General features: G+C 63.8%; 17 protein-coding genes and 1 pseudogene. 8 read left to right on the forward strand and 10 right to left on the reverse strand.

Annotation, left to right across the window (positions count from 1 at the left end; genetic code table 11):
* Window positions 1-9: 9 nt before the first annotated feature.
* From GEV06_03290 to GEV06_03300, 3 genes are all read left to right on the forward strand, one after another.
* Window positions 10-684 carry a hypothetical protein gene (locus GEV06_03290; protein ID MPZ16933.1) on the forward strand — a complete coding sequence of 225 codons (675 nt, stop codon included), beginning with the start codon at window positions 10-12 and terminating at the stop codon, window positions 682-684.
* Window positions 685-849: 165 nt separating this feature from the next.
* Window positions 850-4,188, forward strand: coding sequence for a hypothetical protein (locus GEV06_03295; protein MPZ16934.1), 3,339 nt, complete (start codon window positions 850-852; stop codon window positions 4,186-4,188).
* A 65-nt stretch (window positions 4,189-4,253) separates the two neighbouring features.
* Complete coding sequence (locus GEV06_03300) at window positions 4,254-5,357, forward strand: hypothetical protein (protein MPZ16935.1); 1,104 nt, start codon at window positions 4,254-4,256, stop codon at window positions 5,355-5,357.
* A gap of 112 nt (window positions 5,358-5,469) precedes the next feature.
* Here the strand turns inward: GEV06_03300 and GEV06_03305 are convergent, their stop codons facing one another.
* On the reverse strand, window positions 5,470-6,090 hold the full coding sequence (locus GEV06_03305; protein MPZ16936.1) for a methyltransferase domain-containing protein: 621 nt from the start codon (window positions 6,088-6,090) through the stop codon (window positions 5,470-5,472).
* A gap of 8 nt (window positions 6,091-6,098) precedes the next feature.
* Window positions 6,099-7,250 (reverse strand): FtsX-like permease family protein, encoded by a 1,152-nt coding sequence (locus GEV06_03310; GenBank protein MPZ16937.1) that lies wholly within the window; start codon window positions 7,248-7,250, stop codon window positions 6,099-6,101.
* Between the two features lie 32 nt (window positions 7,251-7,282).
* On the opposite strand from GEV06_03310, the gene GEV06_03315 reads away from it, so the two are divergent.
* Entirely contained in the window at window positions 7,283-7,822 is a 540-nt protein-coding gene (locus GEV06_03315; protein ID MPZ16938.1) for a MarR family transcriptional regulator, read from the forward strand.
* Between the two features lie 99 nt (window positions 7,823-7,921).
* Here the strand turns inward: GEV06_03315 and GEV06_03320 are convergent, their stop codons facing one another.
* Entirely contained in the window at window positions 7,922-9,523 is a 1,602-nt protein-coding gene (locus GEV06_03320) for an alkaline phosphatase (GenBank protein MPZ16939.1), read from the reverse strand.
* Between the two features lie 198 nt (window positions 9,524-9,721).
* Here GEV06_03320 and GEV06_03325 point away from each other — a divergent pair, with 198 nt between their 5' ends.
* Window positions 9,722-11,326 carry a hypothetical protein gene (locus GEV06_03325; protein ID MPZ16940.1) on the forward strand — a complete coding sequence of 535 codons (1,605 nt, stop codon included), beginning with the start codon at window positions 9,722-9,724 and terminating at the stop codon, window positions 11,324-11,326.
* Between the two features lie 16 nt (window positions 11,327-11,342).
* Here the strand turns inward: GEV06_03325 and GEV06_03330 are convergent, their stop codons facing one another.
* The 3 genes from GEV06_03330 to GEV06_03340 are packed head-to-tail and all read right to left on the reverse strand — an operon-like array spanning window position 11,343 to window position 14,658.
* The gene (locus GEV06_03330; protein ID MPZ16941.1) at window positions 11,343-11,993 is read right to left on the reverse strand and encodes a DedA family protein; all 651 of its coding nucleotides are present in this window, start codon (window positions 11,991-11,993) and stop codon (window positions 11,343-11,345) included.
* Window positions 11,990-13,654 carry a hypothetical protein gene (locus GEV06_03335; GenBank protein MPZ16942.1) on the reverse strand — a complete coding sequence of 555 codons (1,665 nt, stop codon included), beginning with the start codon at window positions 13,652-13,654 and terminating at the stop codon, window positions 11,990-11,992. The genes GEV06_03330 and GEV06_03335 overlap by 4 nt, the downstream gene beginning before the upstream one ends.
* A complete protein-coding gene (locus GEV06_03340; protein MPZ16943.1) occupies window positions 13,654-14,658 on the reverse strand; it encodes an ATP-binding cassette domain-containing protein in 1,005 nt (334 codons plus the stop codon). Before GEV06_03340 ends, GEV06_03335 begins: the two co-directional genes overlap by 1 nt.
* A gap of 202 nt (window positions 14,659-14,860) precedes the next feature.
* Between GEV06_03340 and GEV06_03345 the strand changes: the two genes are divergently transcribed.
* Both GEV06_03345 and GEV06_03350 read left to right on the forward strand, forming a co-directional pair.
* Entirely contained in the window at window positions 14,861-16,393 is a 1,533-nt protein-coding gene (locus GEV06_03345; GenBank protein MPZ16944.1) for a DUF5050 domain-containing protein, read from the forward strand.
* Between the two features lie 3 nt (window positions 16,394-16,396).
* Window positions 16,397-17,440 (forward strand): annotated as a pseudogene (locus tag GEV06_03350) (glucan 1,4-alpha-glucosidase).
* A gap of 361 nt (window positions 17,441-17,801) precedes the next feature.
* On the opposite strand, the gene GEV06_03355 reads toward GEV06_03350, so the two are convergent.
* The 4 genes from GEV06_03355 to GEV06_03370 all read right to left on the reverse strand — a co-directional run bounded on the left by GEV06_03355 (window position 17,802) and on the right by GEV06_03370 (window position 25,268).
* Window positions 17,802-18,791, reverse strand: a complete 990-nt coding sequence (locus GEV06_03355) for a pyridoxal-phosphate dependent enzyme (GenBank protein MPZ16945.1) — start codon at window positions 18,789-18,791, stop codon at window positions 17,802-17,804.
* 25 nt (window positions 18,792-18,816) lie between these two features.
* The gene (locus GEV06_03360; GenBank protein MPZ16946.1) at window positions 18,817-22,119 is read right to left on the reverse strand and encodes a hypothetical protein; all 3,303 of its coding nucleotides are present in this window, start codon (window positions 22,117-22,119) and stop codon (window positions 18,817-18,819) included.
* A 123-nt stretch (window positions 22,120-22,242) separates the two neighbouring features.
* Window positions 22,243-23,793, reverse strand: coding sequence for a CBS domain-containing protein (locus GEV06_03365; GenBank protein MPZ16947.1), 1,551 nt, complete (start codon window positions 23,791-23,793; stop codon window positions 22,243-22,245).
* Window positions 23,794-23,825: 32 nt separating this feature from the next.
* Window positions 23,826-25,268, reverse strand: a complete 1,443-nt coding sequence (locus GEV06_03370) for a family 43 glycosylhydrolase (GenBank protein ID MPZ16948.1) — start codon at window positions 25,266-25,268, stop codon at window positions 23,826-23,828.
* Between the two features lie 108 nt (window positions 25,269-25,376).
* On the opposite strand from GEV06_03370, the gene GEV06_03375 reads away from it, so the two are divergent.
* Window positions 25,377-26,672, forward strand: coding sequence for a serine hydrolase (locus GEV06_03375; protein MPZ16949.1), 1,296 nt, complete (start codon window positions 25,377-25,379; stop codon window positions 26,670-26,672).
* Window positions 26,673-26,691: the final 19 nt, after the last annotated feature.

Raw genomic sequence — 26,691 nt, forward strand, 5'->3', positions numbered from 1 at the left:
GACCCTGTCGTGACAGAGCTCGGGCCCGACAGCGTGCTCGGACGTGACAGTCCGCTCGTCCCTAATGTTGAAGGACGCCAAGGCGAAAGCGCGCTGCCGCCAATCGATGATGTTCCACCCCCTGTCGTGCCGATCGCGCTCGGACGATTCATCGATGTGCCCATCGTCGACCCGGTCGGGCCTCCAAGCGGCGAAATACTGCTGGTGCCGCTACCAAGCGCTCCTGTTGTCGATGACGTTGAGCCCAGGCTCGACGACGTCGACCCGACAGTCGAGGAGCTAAGCGGCGACGACAAGGTCGAGCCGGTCGTCCCGACGCGTCCCAACGTCGAGCCGCTGCCCGGCGGGCAGTTGGTGGTTGACGTCATCGGTGTTGTCTGCCCGGTTGGACTCGTTATGCCGGTGGGGCTCGTCAACGGCCCGGTCGGGCTCGTCGAGGGTCCCGTCTGGCTGGTCGGCGAGCCTACTGGCCTCGGTGGCCCTACCGGGCCACCTACTGGTCCGGGTGGACCTGTCGCCTCTTGGCTAGCTGGACCCGGCGATGCGGTCTCGGAAGGGTCCGATGAGCTTGACTGCCCCTGCGCCGCGAACGCCGTTGCAGCGCACGCCAAGACGATGCCGCTGAGCATTGGAGCTTTCATCAACATTCTCTCCTCCTTTGGTCTTGGGCTCTCCAACGGATGAGGAGACGCGCGTACAGACGCGATATGTTCCGAAATAACTTCTCAGCCCAGACTAACGCCGCGAGGAGGTGATCGCAAGGTCTGCCTTGACACGGACTCGTTACGCTGCCGTCTCACGGGCGTGACGGATGCGGGATACCTTCCGCTGCGGGGGAGGGTATCCGTGATGAGAAGTCTATTGCCGGTGCTGGGAGTCCTGCTGCTGGGTGTGATGGGGCTGCCCGTCGGGGGAGCTGCGCAGTCTACCTACGGTGCTGTGGTGGGTGCGGCCGCCGACTCGAGTGGTGGCGTGCTGCCGGGCGCCGCCGTGACGCTCACCGAAGTTCAGACGAGCTTCACGCGCGCTACCGCCACCAACGACAGCGGTGCCTTCGAGTTCCAAAACCTCACGTCGGGTCTCTATGTCGTGCGCGTCGAGCTGTCTGGGTTCGAGCAGTTCGCCACCGACCCGTTCAGGGTCGAGGCGCGACAAACGGTTCGGATCGCTGCAACACTGGCCGTCGACGGCCTTGCGGAGCAGGTGGTCGTGCGAACCATTGCGCCTATCATCAACACGGAAACGCCGACCGTCGGCGGCGCTGTGGACAACCGCGAGCTCCAGGAGCTGCCCTTCACGTTCCGCACGCAGAACACCTCGCCAATTCCAGCGATCCAGAAGATTCCCGAGGTGCAGCGCGTGGGGAGTCAGTTCTCGCTCTCGGGTGGGCTCCCCTATCAGACAGAGGTGTCTGTCGACGGCATCTTGACGACGAGCGTCCGGCGGAACGGGATTGGCGCCGAGGGCCTCAATGTCTTCCCCTCGATCGAGTCGATCGGGGAGATCAAGGTCAGCTCGGTCACCAATACGGCCGAGTTCGCGCAGCTTGGCGACATCACGACCGTGTCACGGCCGGGCACCAACGAGCTGCACGGCAGCCTGTTCATCAACTACAACGGGACAGATCTGAACGCCAACCCGAACTACTTCAACAAAGACGTGGCGCCGAACCAGAGCGATAACACGAATTTCGGGCTCAGCATCGGCGGCCCGGTGGTACCGAGCCGCACGTTCTTCTTCGGCGCATTCGAGCGGCTCGACATCGGCCGAACGCAGTCGGCGTCGACCACAGTTCCCTCGAGCGCATTCCGCCAGGGAGACTTCTCCTCGGTCTCAACGCCCATCATCGACCCTGTGACCGGCCGGCGCTTCTCCGGAAACCGCATTCCAGCGGCTCGACTCAACCCCGTGGCGGCAAGGCTGCTCGACGCCTACATTCCCGCACCGAACGAAGAGGACTCGATCTACCGATACACGATCGATGCCAGCGAAGTCTCGAATCAGTTCGACATTCGTCTGGACCAGAACTTCAACCAGCGACACACGCTGTTTGGTCGCGTGAGCTGGAAAGAGGTCGAGACCGTCTCGCCGACCACGTACGAGAGCCTCGGACCGCGATCAGACGTCTGGCCCAATCGAACGTTCGTCGTCTCTGATAACTACTCCGTGAAGTCCGGCCTCCTGAACGAGCTACGCGTCGGCTACACGAGCGCAGACCACGGCTTCACGACCGGCCGCCGTGGGCCCGACGTAATCGACGAGCTGGGGCTCGCGCTCCTGTCGACCGACCCGCCGGATGTCACCGGCACGCCATCTATCCAGATCGCTGGTTACACAAACTTCGGCGAGAGCCAGGAAGAGCCGCTCACACAGGACACCTGGCAGATTGCCAACAACATCACGTGGCTCAGGGGGCGTCACACCGTGAAGGGCGGCTTCGACATCAAGTGGTTCAATTGGACGAGCCCGCTCAATTTCACGGGCGCAGACGACTACGGGGTCTTCCGCTTCAACGACAATATCCAAGGTGGCGGTGCGGGCCATCCGTTCGCGAACTTCCTCCTCGGCCTACCGACCGAGGTCGACCAGACCGCCTCTGGTCCCAACGTCGACGGTGTTGCGACGCATTACGGGTTCTTCATTCAGGACGAGTGGCGCGCCAACGCGAGCGTGACCGTGAGCGGTGGCCTCCGGTACGAGTTGAGGCCACCCTTCGAGGATCGCGAAGAGAACATCACGAACTTCCTTCGCGACACCGAGAACGGTGATGTCGTCGTGCCGTCGGAGGCCTCGGTCGCACTGACAGCACCTGGCTTTGCCAGCTCGATCGGCGACGCGCAGGTCCTCGCAGCCGATGCAATTGGCTATCCCAAGTCGCTCCGGTTCGCCGACGAGAACAACCTGGAGCCCCGCCTCGGTATCGCGTGGCGGCCTGGCGGCGACAACCGCACCGTCATTCGCGCCGGCTACGGCATCTATCATGCGCGTATCCTCGGCCAGGTGTTCAACTCCCTCACGGGCATCCACACCTCCGACAACGTGACGTTCCGGAATGCGCTCGATCCGGTGACGCGTGGTTACTCCATCGTTTGGCCGAACACCTATGCTGGCGATCCCAGTCGCGGCGAGGTGGTCGTCGGCGCCCAGAACTTCTCGACCGCCAACGATCCACGCTACAAGGATCCCATGACGCAACAGTGGAGCCTCACCTTCGAGCGTGAGCTCGCCGCGCGCCAGGCATTCCGCTTCACCTACTCCGGCTTCCGCAGCACGGATCTGACGATGGCGCCAGATCTCAACCAGATCGAGCCGAATACCGTTGGCTTTGCGAATCTCTCTCGCGACGTCCGTCCGTACCCGAATTGGAATCGGGTGAACACGCGGGACAACGGCGGCTACCACACCTACCACGACCTCGTATTCCAGCTCCGCGGAGACATCGGCCGATGGGGGCTCTCGCACACCAACACCTACAAGTGGGCACACTCGATTGACAACATCGAAGAGCGCGGGGCCGGCCAAACGGACTTCCAGTCCGAGATCAACGGTCGGACGGACAACCGCTTCGAACCGGACTACCTGCGCGGCAAGACCACCAATATCCCGGATCACCGCCTCGTCAGCAGCGTTATTTGGAATATTCCCATTGGGCGTGGTCGCACGTTCGCGTCCGCGTTGCCGGTGGCACTCGATGTGCTCGCGGGAGGCTGGACCGTCTCGACGCTCGTGCAGATTCAGTCGGGCCCGCACCTCACCGCCTTTTACAGTGGCCACTGCGGATCCGGCACCAATTGCTTCGGCAACGAGAAGGCGGACACTGTGCCTGGCCAGGACCCGAACAACGGACCGAAGAGCCTCGATCGCTGGTTCAACACCGAGGCGTTCTCGATCGATGCGTTCCGCGATGCACAGGGGGCGCCCATCTTCGCGGGCCGGTTCGGCAACGCGGAGAAGGGCCGCATCATCGGACCGGTCGCTTGGAACGTCGACCTCGCTGCATTCAAGGACGTGCGGTTTGCCGAGCGGGCGACAATACGCTTCAATGTGTTCATCACCAACCTCTTCAACCATGCGAACTGGGGTCCGCCCGTGACCGACCTCACGAGCGCGAACTATGGGCAGATTACAAGTCTCAGCTCGCTCTTCCCGCTGCGCACCATCGTGATCGGTGCGCGCGTGATGTACTAGGTAGGGCCGCCTCGCCGAGGCGGCCGTGACGGCGCGGGACGCTGACGCGCCCTACCATCACTCCGATGACGAACATGCTCCGATTCCTTCTCGCCGTCGCCGTGGCCGTCGCGGCGCAACCGGTGCCCTCGTCAGGGGCTCAGCCGGCCACGACGGACAATCTCATCCTCATCACGCTGGACGGGGTGCGCGTCGAGGAGATGTTCGGCGGTTTGGATCTCGACGTGCTGCGATCGACCCTCGACGCCGATCAGAATGTTGCGGATGTACCCGTGTATCGCCGCTTCTGGGCAGACACGCCAGCTGCGCGCCGCGAGAAGCTCATGCCGTTCTTCTGGGGCACTTTGATGCGCCAGCACGGATCGATCGCCGGCAACCCGACGGCAAACAGCTCGGTGACCCTCACCAACACGCATCGGTTCTCCTACCCCGGGTACGCAGAGATCCTCCTTGGAGAAGCGCACAACAACACGATCAAAAGCAATGACCCGGTACAGAATCCGTATCCAACCGTGCTCGAGGAGATCAAAGAGCGGCTCGGTCTTCCCACGTCTCGCACAGGAGTGTTTGCCTCCTGGAGCGTCTTCAACGCCATCGTCGAGCACACGCAAGGAACGCTGACGACCAACGCCGGCTTCGAGGTATTCGACCACCCGGATCCTCACGTGCGCGAGCTGAGCGCGCTGCAGTTCGAAACGCCGACGCCGTGGGACGAGGTCCGCCACGATGTGTACACGTTTCGCCTGGCCATGGCGCATCTTCAGCACGCCACGCCTCGGATTCTCTATCTCGCGCTCGGCGAGACCGACGACTGGGCTCACGACGGACGCTACGATCGTGTGCTCGAGGCGTGTGCGCGAACCGACCGTTACCTCGAAGCGCTCTGGACCTGGCTGCAAGCGCAGCCGGCCTATCGCGATCGCACGCACATCCTCATCACGACGGATCACGGTCGTGGCCGAACGACTGAGGACTGGCGCAATCACGGCGCCACCGTGGATGGCGCAGAGGACGTCTGGATTGCCTTCGTGTCGCCGCGCATGAAGCAGCGCGGTGAGTGGCGCGAGCACCCGCCACTGCACACGAATCAGGTAGCTGCAACGGTTGCGGAGTGGATGGGTGTCGATTGGAAGGCGCTGCGTCCTTCCGCCGGGTCGCCTATTCGCTAAAGCACCATTCTCCGGTGCTCTATCCGATCGACGCCATCAAAGAGTGACAGATGGGAAGCCGGAGGCTATGACGTCCGACATCACTGGTGGACAGCGCTACGTCGTAGCCGGATCAACTATTCGTTGATGCACGTTTCTTCAGCGTGACGACTCGAAACAGCCCGCCGAAGGCTGCGGGCTCGTCGCGCTCGAGCTCGAGCTGCGTCTGCATCACGAGCGGGCCAAGCCGGCGGTTGAGGTCCGAGAACAGTGGCTTGACGACGAGATTCACAAGTCGCCGCGCGACAGCCGCCCGTTCGTCGTCTCGCAGGAACTTGTCGAAGATACCGATGCGACCGCCGGGCTTGAGCACACGCTCCGCCTCTTGCAGCCCCTGTGCTGGAGTCGGCATCACAGCCAGGATGAGATGCAGCACGACGGCATCGAACGTGCCCGCGTCGAAGGGCAGCCGACGCGCATCCGCCACGCGTGTGTCCACGTCCACACCCAGTCGCCCAGCACGGTCACGGAGCCGAGCCAGCATGGCAGGCGTCACGTCGACTGCCGTGATGTGTATCTCCTTCGGGAGGTATTCCAGGTCGAGCCCCGTTCCCGCTCCTACGATCAGCACGCGGTCGGCGGGCCGGAGCGCCAGACGCTCGATCGAGCCACGCCTCGCACCTTCGAAGTGCGCTGGCGCCACCAGCCGGTCGTAGATGGGCGCCCATAGCGTGTAGCGCAGCCGGTTCCACATTCGTATCCCTAGTGTCTCAGTGCGTCGACGATCTTCAAGCGCCCCGCCTGCAGTGCCGGGAGCGCGCCGGCCAGGAGCCCCAGAACGACCGCCAATCCACTCCCAATGGTGAAATCACGGCCGGACAAAGAGAACGTTGGCAGCAAGCCGCCACTCGGCGTCGCGTGGTGGACGATGAGCCACGCAAGCACCAGCGCAAGCCAGCCCGCAATCGCCGTCAACAGCAGCGACTCCACGAGCACGAGACCCAGGATGCGCGCGTCGGTGAAGCCGAGCACCTTGAGGATGGCGAGCTCGCTGGTCCGCTCCCGGATTGATTGCGCCATCGTGTTGCCCGTGATGAGCAGAATCGTGAACAGCACGGTGCCGGATATCGCAAGCGTGATCCTCCCGATGTCGCCGATTTGGCTCGCCCATGCCTGGAGGAACGCCTTCTCCGTCGCCGTCTTGGTCTCGTTGGCCGAGTTGGCGAAGCGGTCGTCGAGCCGCGCGGCGACGTCGGCAGCCTGTTTCGGCTGCGCCACACGGATAAGGTACCAACCGACGTGATCCCGGTTGACCGCCCGCGCGTCGTTCACGTAGTCGTAGTGGACGAACATCTGGTTCAGGTCCGCACCCATGGTCCGGCCGTCGTAAATGCCATCGATCGTGAATGCCCAGTGCGAATCGTCCGCCATGCGCCACGATGACAGCCCTCGCAGCGGAATCTGATCGCCCACGTTCCAGCCGAATCGCGTCGCGAGATCGCGGCCGACGATGCAGCCGGTGCGGTTGGCGAGCCAGGCCTGTCGCTGGTCATGCGCGAGAAGGTACTGTGGATGCATCTCCAGAAAGCGCTCCGCGTCGACGGCGAGCTGGACGAACCGCTGCTTCGAATCCTGGTACACCGCGCTGAACCAGGTTGCGTGGGTCACCAAGGCGACGCCCGGCGTGGCTGCGATCTGTGCCTCGTAAGACAGGGGCAGCGGCCGGCTGAAGGATACCTTCTGGAACATCATGAGGCGGTCTGTGCCGGACAACTCGGCGCCGTAGGAGAACGCGCTGCGGGCGGCCATCAGCAGTCCGAAGAGCAGGAACGCTACGAAGACCGACAGCGCCGTAAAGACGGTCCGCAGCTTCCGGCGAGTGAAACAGCGCCACACGAGCGGGAGCAACTTCATAATTACGTCGTGTACGACGCGTCGTATACGACATGTTACACTCGCCACCGGCAAGGGGCAAGGGGCAAGGTTCGAGGCTCGATGTTCGAGGGGCGAGGGGCGAGGGGCCGAGCGGCGAGGGGATTCGGATGCGTTGTCCAGATCCAGCGATAGTTGCTGAAGCGGAAGAAATCTTGGCGCAGTTTCGGGCACTGCGGCGCGATCTCCAGCGCAGCCCGTTCGCTGACGCCGAGCGCGCCGGCCTCACGGGACCTCAGGTCACGGTGATGGCTTGCCTCGTCAGCAAGGGGCAGGTGACGTTGACCGAGCTCAGCAGGACACTGAACATGAGCCACAGCACCGCCTCTGGAATCGTCGACCGGCTGCAAGCGCGCGGTCTCATTCGGCGATCGCAGGATGCGGCCGACCGGCGGCGCACTCGGATCACCGTCACCGAGAGCGTGACCCGTTACGTCAGCCAGCTCCAGGCTGGGCCGTTCTGGCGATTAGCAGCAGCACTGGAGCGTGCCAAACCGGAGCATCGGCGCGCGATCAGGAAGGGCTTGAAGCTGCTGCGGGAGCTCCTGCGCTGACATGTCTCTCTGACGTGTCTTGTGTCGGCGTCACACCAGGTGCGCTGCTCGGACAGACCCCCAGCGCATTGGCCATGTCCGAATTGCCCAAGACGCCTCTCAGTCCGTGACGCTCCCAGGCTGACCGGCTTCGACCACCAGCGAGCCGCCAATACGCGCGGGCTGATCCGGCACGCTGACCTTGTCCAGGATCTTGAAGTCGGCGCGCATGGTGCTCTGCGTGGCCGTACACGCGATGTACCCACGGCGGGCGCTGTGGTATTGGATGTGCGGATTGTTCCGTCTGACTTGCTCCCAATTGCCGGCGACGTCACTCCCATCGCCGCTCGATGTCACGGCGGTGTTCGTGAGCTCGACGCCAACGGTGGCCGACTGCGGATTCGTGAAATCGAGCTTGAGATCAGCCCCGTAGTGCAGATGCACATCGCCGGAGAGCACGATCGGATTCGGCGCGCCGGTCTCCTTCAGCCGCTCGTAGAGTCGCTGCCGCGCGACGATGTAGCCGTCCCACTTGTCCATCGAGAAGCGGCCATTTGGATTGGCACCTTCGAAGTCCCGCGCAAATGTGGGCACCTGCTGGCCGAGCACGGTCCACCTGGCGCGCGCGGAAGCCAAGTTGTCGAACAGCCAGCGCTCCTGCTCGCTTCCGAGCATCGTGCGCGAGCGGTCGAGCGCGGCGGCGCAGTCGGTGACGACGGTATCTCCGCAGCCTTGATCGGACCGGAACTGCCGTGTATCGAGAACACTGAGATCGATCAGGTTGCCAAACTGCAGCCTCCGAAACAGCCGCATGCTCGGCCCCGCCGGAAGCGTCGCCAGCCGCAGCGGCATCGTCTCGTAATACGCCTGATACGCGGCGGCGCGGCGCAGCCGGAACAGCTCGGCCGGTGTCTCGTGCTCATCGATGTCGCCGGCGTAGTTGTTGTCCACTTCGTGATCGTCCCAGGTCACGATGAACGGCGCTGATGCGTGCGCCGCCATCAAGTCCGGATCGGACTTGTACTGCGCATACCTGTTGCGATAGTCGACGAGGGTGTAGATCTCGTCGCCCTGATGCTGCCGCACGCGACCGTCGTCTCGCCCACCGGCGGCCCGCCCCTCGTAGATGTAGTCGCCTGTATGAAAGACGAAGTCGTACGACTCCTCGGCAATCCGGCGGAACGCCGTGAAGTAACCGGGCTCGTAGTGGTTACACCCGCAGACGGCGAAGCGCAGGCTGTCCACCACCGCGCTGTCCATCGCTGCCGTCTTCGTGCGTCCGGTCTGGCTGACCTCGTTACCGGCACGAAAGCGGTACCAATAGTCGCGACCCGCGTCCAGATTGCTCACCTCGACGTGCACGCTGTGACCGAGCTCCGGCCGCGCGAGCGCAGCGCCTTTCTGCACAATTGTCTTGAACCCTCCGTCGCGTGCCACCTCCCACAACACTTCGACGTTGGTCATGGGCATGCCGCCGCCGGCGAGCGGTTCTGGCGCAAGCCGCGTCCAGAGCACCACGCCATCTGAGAGCGGATCCCCAGATGCCACGCCGAGCGTGAATGGGTACGCGTTGAAGATGGGCTGCGCGAGCACGCGGCTCGAGATCAGCGGCTGCGCAAGAGCAGCAACGCCGATCTTCCAGGCAACATCCAGGAGCTCACGGCGAGAGAGACGCCGCACGGCGTCATCGTAGAGTCGTATCGCGTCAGTCGCATGCATCATCGTGCGCGGTCCTCGAGAAGCCGACCCGTCGCGCCGCGGCGCGGCGTTCCTACAGCCCACTAGTTTATCGGTTCCAGATCCTTCGTCACATGCTTTATACGGAATGGATGTGACGCAGACGTGTCGCTCTGCCACGAAACCAGAAATCCTCTTGCTGTACCCTTACCCTGAGAGTCGTAGACGCCTTGTCTGGTAGTGATGAGCTCTGTCCCGGAACATCCGCTCGGCTCCACTTCCACCACCCCTCGGCCCCGGTGGAAGCGAGTAATCATTGGCGTGGCCTTCTCGGTCCTCGTGGCTGTGCTGGCGGTCGCAGGCGCAGCCCTGGCGCAGCGAGCGGCGGGCGCGAGTGTCCGACCCTTTGCGCTGGGCACCGTCGAGATCGGCATTTGGCCCGCCGTCCCGGGCGGGCTCGATATCTACATCCCCATCGTGGATTGGGGCGTGCGCTTCCGTCCGTATCGCATGCCTCTTCTGATCTCGCTTCGCTTCCGTTCGCTCGACCGGGACGCGGCGCTGCAAGCGCTGCGATCCGGACAGGGCGCGCGCGAGCGCCTCATCGCGGTGCGGCAAGATCTCGAGGCGCTGGTGCGGGCCGAGCTGCGGCGTGCTGCCCTGTTTGCGCTCCTCGGCGGCGGCGTTGCGGGGATCTTGACGGGAGTCATGTTGGCTGCACATCGCGGCAAACACTGGCTGCTGCTAGGTCCCCTGGGAGGCATCGTCACCTCTCTCATCGCGGTGGCGACGTTTGCCGCCGGGCTCGCGCGAGCGGACTACGGGGAGGCAATCCGCAGACCCAGCTTCTATGCGCGCGGCGACGAGCTGCCAGAGCTGCTGGCCTTCTCGAGCCAGCTCTTCACCGTGAGCGCCCGCTATACCGAGGACTTCGACCGCGCCGTCGCCGGCCTGAGCAACATGGTCGCTGCGGCGGGCGGAGGGACCGGCCTCCCGGAATCTGCGCTCACGATCGTCTTGGCCTCCGACATCCATTCCAACACGTTCGTGTTTCCGACAATTCGCCGTTACACACAGGGACACCCCGTGTTCCTCGCTGGCGATTTCGCGCTGCTCGGCACCGAGCTCGAGGAGGCGGTCGTACCAGGTGTGGCCGCCTTGAGCGACACTGTCGTCGCGGTCTCGGGCAACCATGACTCACGATCGCTCATGCGATCGCTCGCCAGCGCTGGTGTGACCGTCCTCACCCGCGACGGTCAGTTGCGACCCGACGGTAGCACCACTGGCAAGCCCGTCGTCGAGGTCGCCGGCCTCAAGGTCGCCGGCTTCGAAGACCCGCTCGAGCGCAACGAATCGGGAATCGGCGGGCACCTGCTGGAAGGCCCTGACGTGTTCTTGAAGACACAGGGCCATAACCTGGTGACATGGTTCCACAACCTGCCCGTACGGCCGGATATCGTCATGCTCCACCAGTATCCCCTCGCGCAGGTGCTGCTCGAAGATCTCGACGCCAATGACGATGGCCCGCGGGTCGTGATCCTCGCTGGGCACGACCATTGGGCGCATTTCCAACAGGCGGGCGAGCATCTCCTGCTCGACGGCGGCACGCTCGGTGCTGGTGGACCGTTTGCCATCGGCGAGACGCCGGCCGGTTTTGCGCTCCTCCACTTCGATGGAGAGCACCGGCCACGCGCGCTCGATCTGATCGAGGTCGAGCCGCTCTCAGGGCAGGGCAAGGTGCAGCGCGTGGTGCTCAGCAACAAGGAGCCCGCCGAGGACGAGACGTCTCCCGCAGAAGAGAGCTCCGACGGCCCCGCTGAGGAGCCAGGGCCTGAGCCGCCGCAATGAGCAGCGCGTGGGAACGTCACGGGCCCGCGCGGCCTCGTCTTCGCGCAAAGGTGAGGCGCGACACGAGCAGCACGAGCCCCGGCACGAGCAGCGCTCCGACGAAGGCAACGAGGAACGAATCGAGTCGAAGGGAGAACGCGCCGAAACCGGCGTAGCCGAGCGCGATTCCGAGATTGGCGTACGCGGTCAGTCGCGCGAACCGTGCAAATGGCGCGCGCACCAGACCGGCAAACACGACGGTCGCTTCGGCAAGGACGGGAACGGGGCGGCAGAGAACGATCGTCAGATCACCGTATCGGCGCGCCAGCGCCGCGGCGCGCTCGAGGCTCTCCTCGCCCACGAAACGCTGCGCGACGACCGCCCCCCGCCAACCGACGAGGTAGCCGAGCGCGCAGCCGGCCATCATGCCACCCCAGACGACCGCGGCACCGCGCCAGAACCCAAGCAGCACACCGGCCGCCGTCGACACGATGCTCGACGGCACGGGCAGGAATACGTCGCCCGCCAGCAGGCCAGCGATGGCCAACGCCACGATCCAGGTGGATGTCCCATCGCGCGTCAGCTCCGCGGCGAGCCGATTGAACTGCTCCTCCCAGAGCACGAAAGGCAGCAGCACGAGCCCCACCAGCAGGATCCATATCAGCGCCCAACGCACGGTCCGTGTCATCTCGATTCGATCTTACCCGTCAACCGGCCGAGCAGCTTGAGCGCGTAGACGGTCACGCGCTCGCGGGTCATCGCCATGTCGCCCGGTGCGCCAGCGAGATCGAGAAAGCGAAGCTGATCAACGGCCGCATCGTCGCCTTCCGAAGGATGTTTCGCCACCCAATACAGCAGCTTGATCAGTTGACTCGCCGGAATATCCTCCTGCAGGCGCGCGAAGACGACCAATGGCACGTACCGCTCGAGCGGCTCGAGCTGAAGCACGTCTGGAACCGCCGCGACGAAGAGAAAATTGCGGACACGCTGCACCGGATCCTCCACGTAGCCAGGCTCCCAGTCGAGGAGTGCCGCGCGAACCTCCTCGAGTTGCTCCTCAAGCTCCGGATCCGGGTCTCGCCCCGGAGAGGCGATGGGCGAAACGACGCCACCGTCCGGCGGCAGGTGCTCGAACGCGAAGTCTCGTTCGATGTGAGTCATCGTGACGTCCCGCCACGATGCCGGCTCCGCATCCGCCGTCGCGGCGTCCTCTGGCTCCGTCGCCGGCGGAGCCGTCGTGCGGGGCGAAGCGCTGGCAGGCGCGCCTCCAGCGCCGGGGCTGGGAGTCATCTCGGGCGTCGCTACAGGCAGCCTGGTCGCAGGTGGCGCTGGAGCTTCAGGTGCACGCGTGGCGGGGGCGCGCCTGGCGGACTTGGATGGCACCGCCGGCGGAGAAGGCATCGGAAGCTCCGCCACGTTAGTGGCGCGTTCAGGGGACAGCGGTTCTGTGATGGAGGCCGGCGGCTCGGTCCGAACAGTGGCAGCCGGAGAAGCCGCTCGATTCCATGGCGCGGGGCGCCTCACGACCGCGCGCTCGCCGCCAGCCTCGGCCCAGAGACCCACTGCCGCCCACGCCGCCAATGCCACCGCGAGCCAGCCCCTGCCCTCCCGTGCGGCAAACCGTTGCTGCGCCTCCCAGCGAAACATCTTCGCTCCCGCGAGACAGCCCGCTCCGCCGATGAGCAGGAGCGCCAGCAGGCTGAAGCGCGCGGCTGACAGTCCGTCGCCGGTGACCGACACCTGCAGCGCCTCGACCGCGTAGCGCCCAGGGAAGAACGCCGACAGGTGCTGCGCCCACGCCGGAAGGCTCTCGAGCCGCACCGCGACGCCGCCAATGATCAGCATCGGCAAGAAGATGCACTGCCCCAAGGCCTGTACGGCAGGTACGTTGTCGGCCAACGTCGCAATGACGAGACCCAGGCCGAGGAAGGCGAAGGCAACGAACGTGAACGCCACCCAAAGAGCAATTGGATGCCGGGGCAACGGCATCCCAATCGCCAGCGCAAGCGCGAGCTGCAGCAGTGCGGCCAGAATCAAGAGGACGTAGCGGCCAACGACCGTGCTGACCACGAGGCTCCATGTTGGAACGGGCGCCAGCCGGTAGCGGCGCCACACGCCTCGTTCGCGCTCACTGACCATCGTGGTCGGCAGGCCGAAGCAAGCGCCGCCAAGGGCCGTGACGGTCAGTAGCTCGCCCATGTGCGCGGCGAGCGGCACGAGCTCATGGCGATAGAGCACCCAGAAGGCGACGAGAAAGATCGTGGGAAACAGATAGCTGTACAGCAGCGCCATCCTGTTTCGAAAATGCAGCCGAAGGCTGATGCGAAGCTGGTAGAGCAATCCGTTCATCAGTTCTCGGTAGGGACGCCTCGCCGAGGCGGCCGTGACGGCGCGCTCGGCGAAGCGTCCGTTTCCGGTTCTCCAGGGTTATCGAGGCTCGTGCCGGTGAGCTCGAGAAATACGTCCTCGAGCGTCGCCTTCTGCACGTGGAGCGCCGCGAGCTCGACTTGCCGTGCGTTCAGGAGCTCCATCAGCTCGGCAAGCGTCCGCGCGATGTCGGTAGAGCGGAAGCGGGCGCGGGTCGGCTCGCATGTCAGATCGTGGACACCGGACAGCTGCTCGAGCCATGTCGCCTCGATCGCCTGCACCGTTTCGAGGGCGATCGACGTTGCGGCCGTCGAATGCGCAATGAGCTCTCGCGGCGTGCCCTCGGCGATGATACGACCGTGGTCGATGATCGCGAGACGGTCGCAGAGTTGCTCCGCTTCGTCGATGTAGTGAGTGGTGAGCAGCACCGTGTGGCCGTCCTGCTTCATCCGCGCGATCATCGTGTGCAGCTCGCGCCGGGACTGTGGGTCGAGACCTGTCGTCGGCTCATCGAGGAACAGGAGCTCCGGTTTGTTCACGAAGGCGAGCGCCAGGCCGAGCCGCTGTTGCTGGCCGCGGGAGAGCGTATCGAAGGCCGCATCTGCCTTGCCTGTGAGACCGAACTGCTCGAGCAATGGCCCTGGCTCGATGCGCCCGCGGTACAAGGAACCAAACAGTTGCAGCGCCTCGTGCGGCGTGATCTTATCCTGCAGGGCCGTCGTCTGCAGGACAGCACCGATCTTCTGCTTGGCGTCGCGCGGCCGCCGGCGCGCGTCGACCCCGCAGACCTCGATGTAACCCTCGTCCGGCTCTCGCAGGCCGATAATGCACTCGAGCGTCGTCGTCTTGCCGGCGCCGTTTGGACCCAGTAGACCGAACGTCTCGCCCTGCTCGACCTCGAGGCTGACTCCTCGTGCGGCCTGAATCCCGCCGTAATGCTTTTGGAGATCCCGGACGACGACCTGCGCGGAAGTGTTATGTGGCAGCTGTGCCTCCCTCGACACCTGTATACCTCATCATCCTTGCGACAGTCATTATCCTCTGCCATGCTCTTGATGGGCCGGACATCAATTCGACCAGGCTATGTGAAGCTGCACGCAAGGCGGCACAATGAGCAAACCATCTGTACGGACGGCGGCGCCTGGAGCCAGGACCGCCTTTTGTTCCATTCTCATCGCGCTTACCGCAATGACGGGCTCGCGCCTGTCCGGACAACCGGCCCTCGGGTGGTTCGAAGGCCATGGGGACGTGGGCAGCCCGGCAATCCGAGGCACCACCACCTATGACCAGGATTCGCAGAGCTACACGATCACCGGCGCCGGCACCAACATGTGGGACACGCGCGACGAGTTTCACTTCGCGTGGAAGCGACTGACCGGCGACTTCATTCTCACGGCGCAGGCGGGCTTCGTTGGCAAAGGCGTCGATCCACACCGCAAGCTCGGCTGGCTGGTGCGCAGCACCCTCGATCCAGAGGCGGCGTACGTCGACGCTGCCGTGCATGGCGACGGCCTGACCTCCCTTCAATTCAGACGAGCCGCTGGCGGTGAAACGGCGGAGCTGAAGTCGGCCGTCGCAGCCCCAGAGATCGTTCAGCTCGAGCGGCGCGGCGGCACATACATCATGTCCGTTGCGCGACTCGGTCAGCCGTTCACTCGAACCGAGCTGTCCGACATCGATCTCGGCGACGAGGTCTATACCGGACTTTTCGTCTGCTCCCATAACCCGAAGGTCTCCGAGCGTGCTCTGTTCCGAAACGTTCGCATTACCGTACCGCCGAACGACGACTGGGTGCCATATCGCGACTATATCGGCAGTAACCTCGAAGTACTGACGATTGACAATGGCCACCGGCGCGTATTGCACACGTCGCCCGGATCATTTCAAGCACCGAATTGGACCACGGATGGTAAGGCGCTCATCTACAACAGCGACGGCCGGCTGTATCGCTTCGATCTTACGTCGCGCCGTGCGTCGGTCATCGACACCGGCTTTGCCTTGTCTAACAACAACGATCACGTGCTGTCGTTCGACGGTCGCATGTTGGGCATCAGCCATGCGAGCCCAGAGGACGACGACCGCTCCGTCGTTTTCACGATGCCAGTGACCGGCGGAACGCCGCAACGCGTGACGAAGAGCTCGCCTTCTTATCTCCACGGATGGTCGCCCGACGGCAAGTACCTCGTTTACACCGGCGGGCGAAACGACGAGTACGACATCTACAAAATTCCGGTCGAGGGTGGAGAGGAAGAGCAGCTCACCACGGCCAAGGGCCTTGACGATGGGTCGGAGTACTCGCCGGACGGACAGTGGATCTACTTCAATTCGGCCCGCACGGGACGTATGCAGATCTGGCGGATGCGGCCGGATGGCAGCGGGCAGGAGCAGATCACCGACGACGAGCTCAATAATTGGTTCCCGCACATCTCGCCGGATGGCACATGGATGGTCGTTCTCTCGTACCTCCCTGATGTCGCGGCTGACGATCATCCGTTCTACAAACAGGTCTATCTGCGGATCATGCGACCGGATGGGAGCGAGCCGCGAGTGCTGGCGTATGTCTATGGGGGACAAGGAACGATCAACGTGCCGTCGTGGTCTCCCGACAGCACGCAGATCGCGTTCGTGAGCAATACGGCATTGCCTGCACCGCTGGGTGGCGGCGGGCCTGCCGAAGCGCGAAACGCGCCAAGGCGAAAGGGCGCTCGCTACGCACATTGACTTATGAAACTCGCTGACACTCGTCATCGCTTCGCGCGGCATTCCGCGATCGTGGGCCTGCTGTTGTGCGGTCTCGCTGGCGTGGCGCTCGCCTGGTCCAGCCAGGCGCAGGAGCCGGTCGAGCGGCCCGCCTATCTCGACCCCAATCTCTCGGCAAACGAGCGTGCAGCGGATCTGGTTTCGCGGATGACGGTGGCCGAGAAGATCTCGCAGCTCACCAATGATGCCGCCGCCATCCCGCGCCTCGGGGTCCCCGCGTACGAATGGTGGAACGAGTGCCTGCACGGGGTTGCGCGCGCGGGCGCCGCGACCGTGTTCCCTCAGGCTATTGGCATGGCCGCCTCGTTCGACGCCAGGCTGATGCGCGAGGTGGCAACGGCCATCAGCGACGAGGCGCGCGCCAAGCACCACGAATCGCTGCGCCGCGGCGAGCGCGGCCGCTATCAGGGACTGACGTTCTGGTCACCGAACATCAACATCTTTCGAGACCCGCGCTGGGGACGCGGACAGGAAACCTACGGTGAAGATCCGTTCCTCACGGCACGCATCGGCGTGGAGCTCGTCAAGGGCTTGCAGGGAGACGACCCACGTTACCTGAAGGTAGTCGCGACGGCAAAGCACTTCGCGGTGCACAGCGGCCCTGAGTCCGACCGGCATCACTTCGACGCGCAACCGAGCGAGCGAGACCTGCACGAGACGTATCTCCCCGCATTCCGAGCCCTCGTCCAGGAGGCGAAGGTCGCATCGGTCATGGGAGCCTACAACCGCGTGTACGGCGAGTCGGCGTCAGCCAGCTCGCGCTTGCTCCAGCAGACCCTTCGCAAGCAGTGGGGGTTCGACGGGTACGTCGTATCCGACTGCGGCGCAATCGACGACATCGACAAGACTCACAAGATTGTCGCGACACCCGAAGCCGCTGCTGCGCTCGGCATCACGAAGGGCTGTGATTTGGAGTGCGGTAGCGTATACCGGTCGCTTCCAGCGGCGCTGGCGCAGGGGCTGCTCACCACCGATGACATCGATGTTGCCCTTCGCCGCCTGATGACGATCGACAAAACCACGGCGGGCGCAGACGAGGTCGTCGAAGTGGCGGTAACGGTCGAGAACGTCGGGCCGGTCGCTGGTGATGAGGTCGTTCAGCTCTACGCACGCGCGATCGATCCGAATCGGCCGTCGCCGCTCAAGCAGCTTCGCGGGTTCGATCGTCTCTCGCTCGACCCTGGTCAGCGGCGACAGGTCCGCTTCGCGCTCACACCGGCAGACGATCTCGCGCATTACGATGTCGCCCGCCAGGCCTTCACCGTGCAGTCGGGTGAATACGAGATCCAGATCGGAGCCTCGAGCCGCGACATCCCCCTGACAGGGCGCGTTCGCGTGGACTGAGCGCGAGATGGTAAGTGCCGCCTCTCTATGTCGCCGCGGCGACACGCGCGAGGACCTCTGGGGACACGTTTGCCCCGGTCACGAGGAGAGTCGTTTGGAGCCCCCTCCAGTTCCCGGCGATCGCGGCGGCGGCCGCCGCGGCACCAGAGGCCTCGGCCACCACATGCTCTTCGAGCAGGAGATGCCGCATCGCCGCGAGCATCTGATCCTCCGTGACCAGCACCATCTCATCGACGTGCGACCGGATGGCTTCGACATTGGCTGATTCCGGTATCCGCGTGGCTAGGCCATCCGCGATCGTGTCGCACGAGGCGGTCGTCACCACACGCGCTTCTTGCCAGGACAAGTAGTAGGACGGTGCCTTGGCTGCCTGGACGCCGATGATCCGGGTCTCGGGTCGGAGCCACCTGACAGCAGCCGCGACGCCGCGGATCAGAGCCGTGTCGCCGACCGGAACGACGACCGCCTCGGTGTCGGGCGCCTGTTCGAAAATCTCACAGGCAATGGTCGCGGGTCCCGCCGGAAGGACAGGATCGGTGGCGTCATGGAGGAAATACCCCTGGGTCCGCATCGCGTGCGCACGCGCGGCCTGCGCGGCGTCACGGTCTTCGCGCTCTTCGACGTCCACGATGCGCGCTCCCAGCTCTGCGATCCGCGCGCGCTTGATTGGATTCGCACCTTCCGGGAGGAAGATCGTCGCCGAAACCCCGAACACCGAAGCCGCGTAGGCTACTGCCGCCCCGTGGTTGCCGGTGCTCGAGGCGACCACCTCCCGTACGGCCTCTCGCTGCAGCCGGCTGGCAAGCGCGTACATCGCGCCCCTCGGCTTGAACGAGCCCGTTGGGAGGTCTGATTCGAGCTTGAGATGCACCGCGGCACCCAGCAGCTTCGTCAGGCTCGGCGCGGGACAGAGTCGAGTGACCGGGAGATACGGGTTCAGCATCTGACGGGCCGCGCGGATTTCATCGACGGACGGCATGACGCCCATCGTTGGCACCAGACTACGCTGATTCATGGCAACACTCGACCATCGCTGCCGGTCAGAACAGGATCTTCAGTCCGACCTGTAACTCCCGCATCGGAGCGGCCAGACTGGTAATCGTTCCACCCTGGTCCAAGTCCACTCGAGAATTCGGCAAGTCGAAATGCGGGGTATTGGTGACATTGAAGGCCTCGAGCCGGAACTGAATCTCCCCCTGGTCACCGAGCCGCGAGAACGGAATCCGTTTGAAGAGGGTGAGGTCGAGATTGTTGAAATCGGGTCCCCGGAGCACGTTCCGGCCAGCATTGCCGAATTCGCCCTGCGCCGGCGTGGGAAAGGCGCTCTTGTCAAAAAATGCCTCGATACTGCGTTCACTGCCGGGCAGGTTGCCGTCGGCACTGCGATCGGGGCGAGCATGGCCCGTATTCGCCGTGCTGGCGCCCAGCGTCGGCGTAAACGGTTTGCCGGTCTGCAGCGTGAGGATCCCGGAGATCTGCCAGTTCCCGACGATCGCGTTCAGCAGCGATGACCCGAGGTCCCACCGCCGGTTCTCCCCAACAGGGAGGTCCCACATGGCCGCCAGGGAATAGCGATGACGCACGTCGAAGCGCGCGTCGCCACGCTCCGCGTCGATATTCCTCACGTCGCGCAACTCCAGGTCGCCAACCAGTTGCTCGCCGCCAATGTCGATGGCGTGACTCCAGGTATAGGAAGACAGCACGCTGAACCCGTCGGAAAACCGCCGCTCCACGCGCAGCTCCAGCGCGTTGAAATTTGAATTCCCTCCGGGCAATTGGCCACCGATGGAACCGAAGCCTTGAATGGGGCGCCGGCTCTCGACAGACCCCTCGCCCGGTAAGGCTTGATTGAAATCGACGCCGAGCGGAAGCTGTGTCCCTTTCGATCCCACATACCCGATATCCACCAGAAACCAGTCGGGAATCTCGCGCTGGATATTCAAGTTCCAGTGCGCCGCATACGCTTGTGGAAAGTCTGGACTGAAGGCCAGAAAGGCCGTGGTCGCCGGATCAAATTCGGTCACGCCGAGCGCATCCGCCGGAAAGCCTTCATTGAAGTTCACCACAGGGAATACTTGATCCGTCGGAAATTGGGCCACTACCTGAAACGGCGGGCTGGCCACCAGTCGTCCGGACGCGCCGATAGCCGGGTGATCCGCGTAGAAAATGCCGCCGCCCGCTCTCACGACGGTCTGAGGCATGAGCTGGTACGCGAGTCCGACCCGTGGGGCAAAGTTGTTGGTGTCCAAATCGAGCAGCCCGCGATCGTCGAGCCCGTTCGGGATCGTACCTGCCAGGTCCTCTGGTACGCCTTCGGGAATTTGGTTGTTGGGAAAGATAATTTGTCGCTGGTCGAGCAGGAAGTTGCCTTGCCTGTCGTTCCGTTCAACCGGCTGGGTGAACAGCTCGTACCGCAGTCCGAGATTGACCGTCAGCTTGGGCGTCACTTTCCAGTCGTCCTGAATATACGCGCCCCACGACCGATACCGGATGTCACCAGCTTGGGTTGTGGAGAGGTTGGCCGAGCTCGGGACACCCAGGAGAAAATCGGCAAAGGCGTTTCCCGTGCCTCCTCGACTCTGCGGGTCTTCAGTAAAGGTCCCATTGAACGTGAACTGGCCGCGAGCCTGTGCACCGATCTCAAAGAAGCTCCGTACCCACCGAAATTGAAATCCTGTCTTGATGAAGTGATTGCCTTTCGTGAAGGAGAGATTGTCTTTCACATCGATGGTTTCGGAGATCTTGAAGTTCGGGAGAAACGTGGCTTCTCCGAGCTCGCCAAACCCGGACAGCGTGATGTCAGGCAGGCCGGTGATCGTCGGATCCGCAGGGATGCCCTGGAAGCCGAACTCAGCCGGCGTAAAGTCCGTCACAAACGGCTTCAGCGAGTCACGGATGCGATTGTATCCAACGCGGAGCTCGTTCACCGTGGTCGAGCTGAAGATGTGGGTTTCGCCAATCGCGATCCCCTGACCCCGTTGATCCTTCAGGGACTGCTGGAAGTTCTCGCTGCCAATCAGCGGGGCCTCAAACGGTCCTGGATTCTCTCTATCGAGCTCCCCTAAGCTGTACCGACCAAAGAACTGGTCCTTCTCTGAGAGGGCATGATCCACCCGAAAGTCAAACTGGTCCCGCGTAACTGTCCGCACCGGGCTGCTGACAAAGTTGTTGATGTCGCCTGGGACATTCGGCAGCGGGATCAGATCGACGATGTCACGGGCCAACGGATCGATCCGCTCGGAGGGGATCGTGTTGCCGAGGAACGGATCGCGCACGAATCCATTGCCTGCCGGATCCTCCCGGACGGTCGCCGGGTCGAAGATGGGGTCGCCCGAGAAGTCGCCTTGGCGCTGGGCAGCCGTGGGGACCGTTCTGACAAAGGTCTGGCCGCGTCGTTCTCGGGTGCCTTCCCAGCTGCCGAAGAAAAAGGTCTGATCGTGAATAATGGGGCCACCAAGCGTGCCACCGAATTGGTTCCGAATCAGTAACGGTTTCTCCTCCTCGGGCGGAGAAAAGAAATCACGGGCGTCCAGGTCGTCATTACGGAGGAATTCGAAGATGGTCCCATGAAAGGCGTTGGTCCCCGACTTGATCCGCGCGTTCACGACGGCGCCGGCCGAATACCCGAACTCTGCGGAGAAATTATGTGTTTGGACGTTGAATTCCTGAATGGCGTCCACAGAAGGCTGGATCACGACATTGGAGCTGTTTTGAATGTCAACAATTTTTGAGTTGTTATCGACACCGTCGAGCACAAAGTTATTCAAGCTGGCGCGCACGCCGTTGGCCACGAACGACCCTCCATCGGCGGCGCGATCGCCCCGGGACGAATCCAACACACCCGTGGCTAATTTCGCCAGTTGCAGATAGTTTCGTCCGTTCAGCGGCAGGTCGGTCACGGCTTGTTCCTCGATAACCTGACCCAACGACGAAGTTTCCGTTTCAAGCAGCGGCGCGCCGCCGCTGATCGTCAACTCTTCGGAGATCTGCCCGACCTGGAGCGTCACATCGATGCGCGCGACGCTCTGAACGTTCAGCGTAATGCCGCTCCGGATCTCCGTCTTGAAGCCCGACAGGGTAACGGAGACCGTATACGCGCCGATCGGCAGGGGACTCGTTCTGTAGACCCCCGCCTCGTTGCTAACGGTTTCAACGTGCTGGTTGGTGTCGACATTGGTGGCGACCACCGTGGCGCCGGGAAGGACGGCGTTCTGCTCGTCTCGAACGATACCAGTGATGGTCGCCGTATCCACTTGAGCGTGCAGGTGCGCCCACCCAATCAAGAGCACCCCCACCAGGACGCAAGCGATGTGGCGTGGCGAAACGGACATGGGACAGGTCATGGTGACTCTCGTTTTCGCGTTGTGTTCGTCGGGGAGCGCGGCCGGAGGCCGCGGTCCGCTAGAACCCTTAAGGGTACGCGGCCGGACGCTGCGGGCCGCTAGACAATATAGGATGACCGGCTCTCACCGCTCGTATGATTCGCGGCGGGCGGCAGGGGAGAGCCGAATCAGATACTGCTCGGGCCGCGCCCAGAAGAGCCGCTTCAGCTCGCCGAGGCTGCTCGCGCCTCCGTAGCTCACCGACGAGCAGAGGTGCCTGATCATGTCCTGGAAGATGGGCCGGGCCGACCCGCGCGCCGGAACGCTTAGCTCTAGTCCTTCGGCACCCAGCGCCTGGAGGTCGAGAATGTCGGCATCCTCGACGTCGAGGCGGTCTTTGATGGCCTCGATCGACGCCATGCCGCGCAGCACCTTGAAGGGCACCTTGACCGCCTTCTGAGAGTCGGGCAGCAGCACCGGTTTTTGAACGACGTCGCCAGGAGTTTCCAGCGTGCCGGCAAAGACGCTGCCGAGCATCACCGAATCGCCGCCGAAGAGCAGGGCCTCGGCAAGGCTGCCGTGCCGCTTGATTCCGCCGTCCGCGACGAGCGGAATGGCGTCACTCACCGCCGCGCGGCATTCGACCAACGCCTGGAGCTGCGGCACGCCGAAGCTGGTGGTGAGGCGAGTCGTGCAACCGCCACCGGGTCCGATGCCGACCTTGATGCCGTTGACGCCTCGTTCGCTGAGGAAGCGTGCGCCGTCCGCCGTGGCGACATTGCCGGCGATGAGCTCGACATCATCGAACCGCTTGCGGAACTCCTCGATGGCCCGGGCCATCACGACGGAGTGACCGTGAGCGATGTCGATCACGAGGACGTCGACTCCCGCGCGAACGAGCTCGGTGGCGCGCTCGAGATAGTCCCCCTTGGCGCCTATCGCCGCCCCGACCCGGAGCCGGCCGTGGGCGTCGCGCGTCGCAAAGGGCTGGCGCTTCTGCTTCAAGATGTCCTTGGCCGTGATGAGGCCGATGAGGGTCCCGTCCTGGTTGACCAGCGGCAATTTCTTGATCTTTCGCTCCACCATCAGACGCTCCGCGTCATCGATGGAGATGGCTCCTTCGTGCACCACGAGCTTCTCGATGGGTGTCAGGCGTGTTTCCACCGATGTCGACGTCAGGCGGTCGTCCGTGACGAAGCGCAGATCTCGCTCGGTCAGCAGGCCTTTGAGCGTGCGCTGCCCGTCGACGACCGCGAGCGTGCCCACACGCGAGCGGCGCATCGCGGCGACCGCCTCGGCGAGCGTGGCAGTGAGGGGGACCGTGTAGGGATCGACGATCACGCCGTGCTGCGTGCGCTTCACGATTTCGACCTCGCGCACCTGCGGCTCGATGTCGCCCGGCTTGAAGCCACGATCGATGATGCCGATGCCGCCTTCCTCTGCCTGCACGACGGCCATAGGGGCACGTGTGACCGTATCCATGTTGGCCGAGACAATGGGGCGGCAAAGCGTGAGGTGCTCCGACAGCCGGCACGTCAGATCGATTCCGGCTGGATCGCGTCCCTCGAGCACGCTGAACTGGGGAGCAAACAGGAAGTCGTCGAACGTACAGCCGCGAACCGCACCAAGCAGGTGTCTGGTGGCGGCGTCGGTCTTCTCGGCCGTGACAAGCGTATGGGGCGCACCCGTATCCATGGCTGAACCTCATTGTCTCGCAACCGTCAGGATTAGGGCCAGACTTCGGCGCGGTCGATGCTGACCGCGGTCCAACTCGAGGCGGGGTTCTTGTCCCCGGTGACCCGGACCGTCAGCGTGTGCTGGCCCGGTTCGAGTCTGGGGCTCAGGTAATTCAGTTGCTGGCCCACGCGTGGATCGCCGTAGTAGTCCACCAGCGCTTCCGGGCCATCGTCAACCGCGATCGCGGCAATGCCGTTGCCCACATCCCGCACCGACAGCAGGGCGATCTGCATCCCGGTGAACGTGAACGTGGCGGTATGTCCGGCGGTGCCGCTCCAGTGATCGTCACCGCGGAAGCACTGGGTACCGCAGCCCGTGCCGGAGCTCCACTCACCTGAATACGTCACCTGGAAATCGCCGGTGCCGATGTCGAAGTCGTTGATGACGCGAGGTGCAGGACCGGGATCGCCGGACGGCAACGGAACGTCTTCGCCCAGAGCGACCGGCGTGCCAAAGCTCGGCATGCCATCGGCGTTCCAGATGAACTTCTGCGCGCGGGTCGTGCGCCAGCCGTAGTTGTATGTCGAGGTGTTCTTGCCGTGGTACGCGATCCAGTCCTCGGTGCCGTCAGGGGACGTGAAGAAAAAGTGGTGTCCCGGCCCCCACACGCCGTTACCGTCGTTTCGCGAGAACACCGGCCCTGGATGCTGCAGCCAGTTGCCTGGCACCAGTGGATCGTCACCGTTGGCGATCGAAGTCATCCAGAGCTGATAGTCCGGCTTGCCGGTGTCGCAGGTGGAGTAAGTCAGGAAGGTCCTTCCGTTACGGTACAAGAACGTCGGTCCCTCGCGCACTTCGGTGCAGCCGCCATCGACCGGAATGGCCACCGGCGATCCAGACACGGTCCACGGGTTCGCCATTGGCGCGACGTAGATCTGTGCGGGTCCACCTTGGCCGCGGCCGGGGCCTGCCCAGGCAAAGTACAGCAGGCCGTTGTGCCGAAACGGCTCGCCATCAATGGCATACTCACCGAAGTCGAAGACCTTGTTCTTGAACGCATACGGCCCCATCGGGTCGTCCTGCGCCGATTCGATCACGTACATCCGATGGTTGACGTCGGTGCCGTCGCTCGCGGTGTAGTAGATGTACCAGCGCGGACCGGCGTCGGTTTCGAATCGGTAGAGGCCGGGCGCCCACATCTGCTGGTTGCGGCTCGGATCGGGGTCCTGCCATACATCCACGCCGGGAGCATTGAGCAGCGTGGCCAGGCTGGCCGAACGCCAGAGCCGAATCCGATCACCCTGTGTGGTTGCGAGGTAGTACGAGTTGCCGTCATAGACCAGCGTGGGGTCGGCGCTGCTGTTCAACGGATTGCGGAACATGCCCGAGCCAGCGGATTGCGCCGAAGCTAACGTCGACGTTCCCTGCCGATCCTGCGCGGCAACCCCGAGCAACGCGGTCAGCAGCGTGATGACAATCGTGCGTGCGCCCATGACGACCCCCTGAGGAGCTGCTCCAACGATTAGCTCTACTTTAATGATTCCCTCGCTGGAAGCAAGGTGAGGCGTGGCCCGAGTCGCCGAGCGTTGCAGCCGTGTGCTATGGTGCCGCTGGTTCCAGTCATCCCAGTGGCGTGGGTCGGCCACGTTCCTTCAAGGAGGATCATGATGCGTATGTCAGGGAACACCGCGTCAGCCATCGCGATTCTAGCTCTGGTGGTGGCGAGTGGTGCGCCGGCGTTGCGGGGCCAAGTCACTGTTGAACCCACGCAGGCGGTTGCGAGTGATTTGGATCAGGCGCTCGATGCGATCACCGAAGCGGGTATGCCCGGCGCTCTTGCGCGCGTGAGCGACGAGGCAACCAGCTGGCGCGGCGCGAGCGGTGTCGCAGATATCGACACCAATCGACCGATGCGACCCGACTTTCCTTTCCGAATCGGTAGTATCACCAAGACGTTCGTCGCGACGCTCGTTCTTCAGCACGTTGCCGAGGGTCGGATCGGGCTGGACGATCCGATCGCACTCCACCTGCCTGACGTCCTTCCCGCCGAATTGGGGGGAGCCGTGACTATCCGCATGCTGCTCAATCACACCAGCGGCGTTCCCGACTATGACACCCTCTTGTGGAGGGAGAACGCCGATCTCGAGCGCCATCGGTTCGCACTCTTCACCCCTATCCAACTAATAGAATTGGCCCTAACCGACGAGCCAGGGACACCGGGGCAAACGTGGGCGTACTCCAACACGAACTACATTCTGCTCGGCATACTCGTCGAACGGGTCAGTGGGCACTCCGTTCAGTTCGATATGATTCAGCGAATCATCCGGCCCTTGCAGCTACGTGGCACGTGGTTCCCATACCTGTCGCCCTACCTCCTCGCCCCGCATTCAGAAAGTTACGTCCCGGTCGGCACGCCTGAACGGCCCTTGGTCGACTTCAGTGTCTACACGCCGACTGTGTTCAGTGCCGCCGGTGCGATGGTCTCCACCGCGCAGGACTTGGAGCGGTTCTTCCGTGCGTTGCTCACGGGCGAACTGCTGCCGCCGGAGCAGTTGCGAGCCATGCAGACAACGGTCTCGACCGACTTCGGTCTGGAGTACGGGCTCGGCCTCGTCAAGTTCTCGCTGTGCGACACCTTCTGGGGCCATGACGGCGTGGTCTGGGGCCAACAAACAATCAGCTTCACCAGCGCGGACGGGCAACGTCATGTGACGCTCGGCACGAACATGTCGCACTACGCGGCTGGTCCTAACCCGATCGATCAGGCGAGCACGCAGTTTCTGCTCCAAGCGGCCTGTCCAACAGCGCCCATGACGACGTTGAGCGGGACTTGGCCGCGGACGCCCGCTCCTGGGAGGCAGCTTCCGCAACGGCCGGCCCGGCTACGGGACTGGTAATCCTCCAAGCCTGCAAATA

The organism is Luteitalea sp. (assembly GCA_009377605.1).
Classification (GTDB): domain Bacteria; phylum Acidobacteriota; class Vicinamibacteria; order Vicinamibacterales; family Vicinamibacteraceae; genus WHTT01.